Source organism: Coriobacteriia bacterium (assembly GCA_014859305.1).
In the GTDB taxonomy this organism is placed as follows: domain Bacteria; phylum Actinomycetota; class Coriobacteriia; order Anaerosomatales; family Kmv31; genus Kmv31.
Genome location: JACUUM010000036.1, coordinates 20,143 through 28,567 on the forward strand (window position 1 = coordinate 20,143; position 8,425 = coordinate 28,567).

General features: G+C 71.3%; 6 protein-coding genes. All 6 read left to right on the forward strand.

Going from position 1 to position 8,425, the window contains the following annotated elements; translation table 11 throughout:
- Window position 1 precedes the first annotated feature (1 nt).
- Entirely contained in the window at window positions 2–3,505 is a 3,504-nt protein-coding gene (dnaE, locus tag IBX62_07770) for a DNA polymerase III subunit alpha (GenBank protein MBE0476976.1), read from the forward strand.
- Window positions 3,506–3,615: 110 nt separating this feature from the next.
- Window positions 3,616–4,839, forward strand: coding sequence for an ATP phosphoribosyltransferase regulatory subunit (gene hisZ, locus IBX62_07775; GenBank protein MBE0476977.1), 1,224 nt, complete (start codon window positions 3,616–3,618; stop codon window positions 4,837–4,839).
- Entirely contained in the window at window positions 4,836–5,501 is a 666-nt protein-coding gene (locus IBX62_07780) for an ATP phosphoribosyltransferase (GenBank protein MBE0476978.1), read from the forward strand. Before hisZ ends, IBX62_07780 begins: the two co-directional genes overlap by 4 nt.
- Window positions 5,502–5,565: 64 nt before the next feature.
- Window positions 5,566–6,864, forward strand: coding sequence for a histidinol dehydrogenase (hisD, locus tag IBX62_07785; GenBank protein ID MBE0476979.1), 1,299 nt, complete (start codon window positions 5,566–5,568; stop codon window positions 6,862–6,864).
- Between the two features lie 2 nt (window positions 6,865–6,866).
- Window positions 6,867–7,985 carry a histidinol-phosphate transaminase gene (hisC, locus tag IBX62_07790; GenBank protein ID MBE0476980.1) on the forward strand — a complete coding sequence of 373 codons (1,119 nt, stop codon included), beginning with the start codon at window positions 6,867–6,869 and terminating at the stop codon, window positions 7,983–7,985.
- A 10-nt stretch (window positions 7,986–7,995) separates the two neighbouring features.
- A partial coding sequence (locus IBX62_07795; GenBank protein ID MBE0476981.1) for an imidazoleglycerol-phosphate dehydratase occupies window positions 7,996–8,425 on the forward strand: 430 nt, incomplete at its 3' end.

Consider the following 8,425-nt stretch of genomic DNA (forward strand, 5'->3'; position numbering starts at 1 on the left):
CGTGTCCGCGTTCGTCCACCTCCACACGCACTCCGAGTACTCGCTGCTGGACGGGCACGCGGACATAGGCCGCCTCGTCGAGCGCGCGAGTACCTCCGGCATGCCCGCTCTCGCGCTCACCGACCACGGGACGATGTTCGGTGCCGTCGAGTTCTACCGAGCCGCGTGCCGCGCCGCAGCCGAGGCGAGCGAGGCGGGCCGGTGCGAGGTCAAGCCGATCATCGGCTGCGAGATCTACTTCACGCCCCATTCCCGCAGGAAGCGCGACGGCAAGCCCTCGCTGTACCACCTCCTGCTGCTGGCCAAGGACCTCACCGGCTACCGCAACCTGATGGCGATGGTCTCGCGGAGCCACGTGGAGGGCTTCTACTACAAGCCGCAGGTCGACGAAGAGTTGCTGCGCGAGTACTCGGAAGGGCTGATCGCCACCTCGGCGTGCATGTCGGGGATCGTCAGCAAGTCCTTCGAGCTCGGGCGGCCCGAGGAGGCCCGCCGCTGGGCGGGGCTGTACGCGAGCGTCTTCGCAGAGGGCGACTTCTACCTCGAGGTCCAGGACCAGGGCATCACGGGGGAGAACGGCGTCACGCAGGCGGCGCTCAACGAGGCGGTCGCGGGCCTGGCCCGGGAGATGGGTCTGCCGCTGGTGGCGACGAACGACGTCCACTACGTGGAAGCCGGGCACGCCGAGGCGCAGGACATGCTCGTGTGCATCCAGACCGGCTCCACGCTTGATTCCAGCGACAGGTTGCGGTTCTCCTCGGACCAGTTCTACATGAAGTCCGCCGAGGAGATGGCCGCCGCGCTCCCAGCCTACCCCGAGGCGCGGGCCAACACGCTGGCGATAGCCGAGCGCTGCGACGTGCGCCTCGAGTTCGGCCGGATCATCCTGCCCGTCTTCGACGTGCCCGAGCGGTTCAGGCGCACCGACGAGCGCGGGGGGCTCGACGAGCAGGCCTCGCTGAACGCCTGCCTGGAGGAGCGCTGCATGGAGGGTATCCGGCGCCGCTACGGCGACCCGGTCCCCGAGGAGGCGCTCGAGCGGCTGCGGCGCGAACTGGACGTCATAGGGGGGAAGGGGTTCGCGGGGTACTTCCTGGTGGTGCAGGACTTCGTGGCGTGGGCCAAGGAGCACGGGATCGGTGTAGGCCCCGGTCGAGGGAGCGCGGCGGGCTCCATCATCGCCTACGCGCTGGGCATCACCAACCTGGACCCGATCGAGCACGGGCTGCTCTTCGAGCGCTTCCTCAATCCGGAGCGGACCGAGATGCCCGACATCGACATCGACTTCGACGACGAGCGGCGCGGCGAGGTCATCGAGTACGTCCGGTCCAGGTACGGCCACGACAAGGTCGCTCAGGTGGTGACCTACTCGACGATGAAGGCTCGGGCGGCCATACGGGACGCCGGCCGGGTCCTCGGCTACCCCTTCGGGGTGCCGGACAAGGTCGCGAGGCAGATCCTGGAGGGGCCCGACGCCACCATCGACGAGTCGCTGAGGAAGAACCCTGATCTCCGCGCCGAGTACGAGGCGGGCGGCGACACCAAGCGGATCATCGACGCCGCAAGGGCCCTGGAAGGCGTCGTCCGCGGGGAGGGCGTGCACGCCGCCGCGGTGGTCATCTGCCGCGACCCGCTGCACCACCATACGCCGGTGAAGCGCGATACCAAGGGAGACGCGCTGATCACGCAGTACGAGGGCACCGTCATCGCCGACCTCGGGCTGCTCAAGATGGACTTCCTCGGCCTGCGGACGCTCACCGTGATCGCCAAGGCTCTGGAGGCAATCCGGGACAACCATGACGTCGGGATCGACATCGAGGCGATCCCCATGGACGACCCCGAGACGTTCGCCTTGCTGCAGCGAGGCGACACGGACGGGGTCTTCCAGGTGGAGTCGCCGGGTATGAAGGGCGTGCTCAAGTCCCTGAAGCCCACCGCGTTCGCCGACATCGTAGCCGTCGTCGCCCTGTACCGGCCCGGGCCTATGGACTACATCCCCGACTACGTGGACCGCAAGCACGGCCGAAAGCCGATCACCTACTACGACGAGCGGCTCGAGCCCATCCTGGCGGAGACCTACGGGCGGATGGTCTACCAGGAGCAGGTGATGCGCATCTCGATGGAGATGTCGGGGTTCTCGGCCGCCCGCGCGGACAAGCTGCGCAAGGCGATGGGGAAGAAGGACCCCGCCCTGATCGCCGCGCAGGGCAGGGACCTCATCGAAGGCGCGGTGGCCAGGGGCTACGACCGGCGCATGGTCGAGGCGCTGTGGCGCGACATCGAGCAGTTCGCCAAGTACGCCTTCAACAAGAGCCACGCGGCCGCGTACGGGCTGATCTCGTACCAGACCGCCTACCTCAAGGCGCACTACCCGCTGGAGTACATGGCCGCCGTGCTCACCAGCTACACCGGCAAGTCCGAGACGATCGTGAAGTACGTCGCGGCGTGCAACCGCGCAGGCATCCAGGTCCTGCCGCCTGACGTGAACTCGTCGGGACGCGATTTCACGGCCGTGGACGGCGCGATCAGGTTCGGCCTGGCGGGGATCCGCAACGTCGGCGAGGGGGTGGTGGACCGGATCGTGGCCGAGCGGCGCGAGGGCGGTCCGTTCACCTCTCTGCACGACTTCTGCGCGCGCGTGGACATGAGGCAGGTCAACAAGCGGACCCTGGAGGCGCTGATCAAGGCCGGCGCGTTCGACTCCACCGGCTACACCCGCAAGCACCTGATGGAGATGATGGACGCCTGCGCCGACGCGGCCGTCCAGCGGCAGCGCGACGCGGACTCCAACCAGATCTCGATGTTCGACCTCGAGGACGCGGGCGACCATGGGTTCTGCGAGGTCGTACCGCCTCCGGACGGCGATGAGTGGGACAAGCGCATGAAGCTGGCGTTCGAGAAGGAGATGCTGGGCATCTACGTCTCGGACCACCCCCTGCGCGAGATCGCCGGCGCCATCGATGCGGCCCGCACCGCGTCACTGGGCGACACCGAGGCGCTGCGCGACGGCGAGACGCACTGGTTCGCCGGCATCGTCACCAAGAGCGAGAAGGTCGCGACCAGGCAGGGGCGCATCATGGGCAGCCTCGTGCTGGAGGACCTCGAAGGGTCCATCGAGGCGATCATGTTCTCGCAGGTCTACGAGCGGTTCCGGGAGCACGTCGCCGAGGACCGCGTGGTGCGGGTGCGCGCCAGGTTCGAACGTAGCGACCGGGGGATGAAGCTGCTCGTCTCCGACGTCCAGCCTTTCGACGGTGCGCGGTTCACCGCGCCTCCGGGCGGCATCGAGATCACGGCTCCCGTCGACTGCCTGCACGACGGGGGCAGCGGGCGCCTCAAGGAGGTGCTCGCGTCCTACCCCGGACGTGACGAGGTGCGCGTGAGGCTCGTCGGCGAGGGCAACGTCAAGACGTTGCGGATGCCCCATACCGTGGACCGCTGCGACGCGAACCTCCACGCCGAGCTCAAGGGGATGTTCGGGCCGGCCGCGGTGCGCGAGATCTGAGCGCCGGCGCGGCCGCCGCCCTTGCGTCGTCTGCTACAATCGTCTAGTATGATGGAGTGCTGTATCAGAGCGCCCTGCCGAGGAGCGGGCGCGGTGAGGAGAGGGACGCCGTGAGGGTCGCGACCGCGCGTGGGTTCCGAGACGTGCTGCCGCAGGAGGCGGCCGAGCGCGAGGTGATTGCCGAGGCTGTGGCCGCGGCCTTCGACGCATGGGGTTACGGACCGGTCGAGACGCCGGCCGTGGAGGAGTACGCATCGCTCGAGGCCGCCGCGGGGCCGCTGGAGGGCATGGCGTTCCGCCTCTTCGACCTCGACGGGCGGCTGCTCGCCCTGCGCCCCGAGATGACCGTGCCGGTCGCGCGGCTCGCCGCGTCGCGCCTGCTGCCCGCCGAAGGCGGTCCCCTGCGCCTGCGCTACGCGGCGCCGGTCTTCCGGGAGCACGCGTCCCTGCGCGGCCAGCCCCGGCAGTTCACCCAGCTCGGCGTCGAGCTGCTGGGCGCCGGGGGGCCGGAAGCCGATGCCGAGGTCGTCGCGCTGGCCGTCGAGGCCGTGCGCGCCGCGGGGCTGGGTCGCGCGGTGGTGGCCGTCGGCACGGTGGGGGTGCTGAACGCGCTGATCGAGGCCGGCGGCGCGGGCGAGGAGTGGCGCGCGGGTGTGTCGGCGGCCGCGCACGCCCGCGACCTCGTCGGCATCGACGCGCTTGCTTCCGCCCCAGGGGTACCGCCCGACGTGGCCCGCGGCCTGCGGGCGGTCCCGCGGCTCCGAGGAGGCGGCGAGGCCGTCGAGGCATGCAGGGAGCTGGTGGCCGGGCTGGGCTGCGACGACGCGCTGGACGGCCTGGCGACCGTGTGGCAGGCGCTGGCCGTCCTGGGACTCGAGAGCTGGGCCGCGATCGACTTCGGGGTCGTGCGCGGCTTCGAGTACTACACGGGTCTGGTCCTCGAGGTCTACGCGCCCGGCGTCGGCGCGCCGGTGGGCGGAGGCGGTCGGTACGACAACGTGCTGGCCGCGTTCGGGGTGCCGGCGCCGGCCGCCGGCTTCGCTCTCGGGCTCGAGCGGCTGCACATCGCCGCGGAGGAGCACGGCGCCGTCCCGGTGGCGCGCGGGACCGACGACGTGGTCGGCGGTCCGTCCGCGGCGGCCTTCGCGGCGGCGGCGGGGCTGCGCCGGGCCGGCCGCCGCGTCGAGCTGCTCGCGGGAGCGCCGGCCGCCGAGGTGGCCGCGCTGGCCGCGAGTCGCGGCGCGCGCGCTCTGCTGGCCGAGGGGACGGGGCTGACGCTCCTCGGCGGGCGGGGCGGGGAGCCGGAGGCGCCGCCCGGGGGGGTGGCGCCGTGACGGCCGAGGGGCTGCGCCGGGCCGGGCTGCGCCTCGCCGTCCCCAAGGGAGCGCTGTTCGCCGACAGCGTGCGGCTGCTGCGAGCCGCGGGGATCGACCCCGGAAGGCTCGGGGAGGCGGGCCGGCAGCTCACGGTGCGGGCGCGGCGGATCGAGTTCGTGATAGCGAAGCCGACCGACATCCCCGTGTACGTGGCGTACGGGGCGGTGGACGCGGGGATCGCGGGCAAGGACGTGCTCATGGAGGCCGGGCTCGACGTCGTCGAGGTGCTCGACCTCGGATTCGGGGGGTGCCGGTTCGTCGTGGCCGAGCCCGAGGGCGCCGCCGAGAGGGTCGCCGAGCACTACCGGCACCTGGGCGTGATCCGGGTGGCGACGAAGTATCCTCGGGTGACCGAGGAGCACTTCGCGGCCGCCGGCGTTCAGGTCGAGATCGTGAAGCTGCACGGCAACATCGAGATCGCGCCGCTGATCGGTCTGGCCGACCAGGTGGTGGACGTGACCGCGACCGGCACCACGTTGCGCGAGAACCGGCTGCGTGTGGTCGAGGAGGTGGCGGTCTCCACGGCGCGGTTCGTGGCGAACACCGCCTCGCTGCGGACGCGCGGCGAGGCTATGGTGGAGCTGGCTTCGGCGTTGGAGGCGGCGCTGCCGCTAGAATAGGCGGGGCGGGGCGCCGGCACGTCCCGTGGCCGCAGGTCCCGAGAAGGGGAACCGAGTGAAGCTGATGCGACGGATCGAGCTTGCCCGCGGGGAACGCGTCGACGAGCGCCGGCTCGGGCGCAGCGGGGGGATCGACGCCGAGGTGCTCAACGTGGCCTCGCGGATAGTCGAGGACGTTCGCGCCCGTGGCGACGCGGCGTTGCGCGAGTACACCGCCACGTTCGACAAGGCGGAGTTGACCGGGCTGAGGGTGCCCGACGAGGAGATCGAGGCCGCGCTGGCCTTCGTCGGAGACGAGTTCGTGGGGGCCATCGGGGCGGCGGCGGTCGCGATCGAGGACTTCCACCGGCGGCAGGTGCCGCAGTCGTGGTTCACGACCGACGGCGGCGTCTTCCTCGGCCAGAAGGTCACCCCGATCGAGCGGGTGGGCATCTACGTCCCCGGCGGGCGCGCCTGCTACCCGAGCTCGGTGCTGATGAACGCCCTCCCCGCCGTGGTGGCGGGCGTGGACGAGATCGTGATGGTCGTCCCGCCGGACGCGGACGGGTCGGTGAACCCCTTCACGCTGGCGGCGGCGGTGGAGGCCGGCGTGGACGAGATATACCGCGTCGGCGGCGCCCAGGCGGTGGCGGCCCTCGCGTTCGGCACCGAGAGCATCCGGCGAGTGGACAAGATCGTCGGTCCCGGCAACGCGTACGTGACCGCGGCCAAGAAGCTGGTCCTCGGCGAGGTGGGGATCGACATGCTCGCGGGCCCCTCGGAGGTGCTCGTGCTCGCCGACGAGTCCGCCGTGCCCGCGTTCGTGGCGATCGACCTGATGGCACAGGCCGAGCACGACCCGCGCGCCGCGAGCTACCTCGTCACCACCGACCCCTCGCTGCCCGACGAGGTCGAGGCGGCGCTGGCGGAGCTGCTCGAGCAGGCGCCGCGGGGCGACGTCATCCGGCGCTCGCTGGTCGACAACGGGCTCGTCGTGGTCTGCCCGGATCTGGAGACCGCCGTCGAGACCGCCGACGTCATCGCCCCCGAGCACCTCGAGCTGCAGGTCGTGGAGCCCCTGGAGCTGCTCGGCTCGATCCGCAACGCGGGTGCGATCTTCCTCGGCCCTTGGACGCCCGAGAGCGTCGGGGACTACGTGGCAGGGCCCAACCACGTCCTGCCCACCGGCGGCACGGCCCGCTTCTCCAGCCCGCTGTCGGTCGACGACTTCGTCAAGAGGTCATCCGTGATCTCGTACTCGCTGGAGGCCCTGGAGATCGACGGACCCGTCGTGCTCACGATCGCCGAGGCCGAAGGCCTGGACGCGCACGCCGCCGCCGTGGCACTTCGCCTGCAGGCGACGCTGGACGTGGAGGAGCGCTGAGCGTGGACCGACTGCGACCGCCGAGGACCGATCTCGCCGAGCTCGTCCCCTACGACGCCAAGGACGTGCGGGCCGAGGTGGTGCTGGCCTCCAACGAGAACCCGCACGACCTGCCCGGCGAGATCACCGACAAGATCGCCGACCGGCTCCGTGCCGTCGGCTTCAACCGCTATCCCGACCCGCTGGCGAACGGGCTTCGCGACCTGATCGCCGAGGCCAACGGGCTGGAGCGCGGGAACGTGCTGGTCGGCAACGGCGGCGACGAGCTCATCCTCGACCTGCTGCTCGCCTGGGGTGGACCGGGCCGGACGCTGCTCGACATGCCGCCGACCTTCACGATGTACGCCATCGACGCCCGGGTCACGGGGACCCGGCTGCTGGCCGTCCCGCGCCGCGAGGACTTCTCCGTGGACGCCGACGCTGCCCTGGAGCGCCTCGCGGGCGGGGACGCCGACATCGTGGTGGTGTCGCACCCCAACAACCCCACCGGCACGCTCACCCCCGAGACGGTGCTCATCGACATCCTGAACGCCACGGACGCGCTCGTGCTCGTGGACGAGGCGTACTTCGAGTTCAGCCGTCACACGATGCGCCCGCACATGGAGCGCCATCCCAACCTGGTGATCCTGCGGACGTTCTCCAAGGCGTTCTCGCTCGCCGGCCTGCGCGTCGGCTACCTGCTCGCCCACGAGGACGTGGTGCGCGAGCTCACCAAGGTGCGCCAGCCCTACTCGGTGGACCGGTTCAGCCAATCGGTGGCGTCGATGGTCTTCCGCGAGCGCGCCGGCTTCGAGGCCGGGGTGCGCGAGATCATCCGGAACCGCGAAGTGCTGCTGCACGGCCTGTCGTCGCTGCCCGGCGTGACCGTCTTCCCGACGGAGGCGAACTTCGTGCTCTTCCGCGTGGAGCACGCCTCGGCGCTCTGGCGCGACCTGCTGCATGGGCACTCGGTGCTCATCCGCGACTTCTCGCGCTCGGCGGGGCTGGCCGACTGCCTTCGGGTGACGGTGGGCACCCAGGAGGAGAACGAGCGGTTCCTGAAGGCGGTGGAGGCCGTGCTCGCCGAGAGGCGCGCCTCCGAGATCCCCGGGTCGCCCGCGGGCGAACGCCGCCGGGGCTAGGAGGAGCGCGATGGAGCGGACCGCACGCATCGAGCGCAGGACGTCGGAGACGGACGTCGTCGTCGAGCTGTCCCTGGACGGCCGGGGAGCGACCGACGTCGCCACGGGCGTGCCCTTCTTCGACCACATGCTGGAGGCCCTCGGGCGCCATGCTCTGCTCGACCTCACCGTACGAGCGACCGGCGACGTGGAGGTCGACGCACACCACACCGTGGAGGACGTCGGCATCTGCGTCGGCCTCGCCCTCGCCGAGGCGCTCGGGGACAAGGGCGGCATCCGCAGGTTCGGCTCCGCGCTCGTGCCGATGGACGAGGCGCTCGTGGCGTGCGCCGTCGACGTCTCGGGCCGGGGCGGCCTCACGTACGAGGTGGACCTCCCGATCGAGTTGATCGGGACGTTCGACACCTCTCTCGCCAAGGAGTTCATGGCGGCTCTGGCCG

Excerpts from the sequence above, each read along its gene's own strand:
- hisD (MBE0476979.1), top strand. The coding sequence starts at position 5,566 with ATGCGACGGATCGAGCTTGCCCGCGGGGAACGCGTCGACGAGCGCCGG.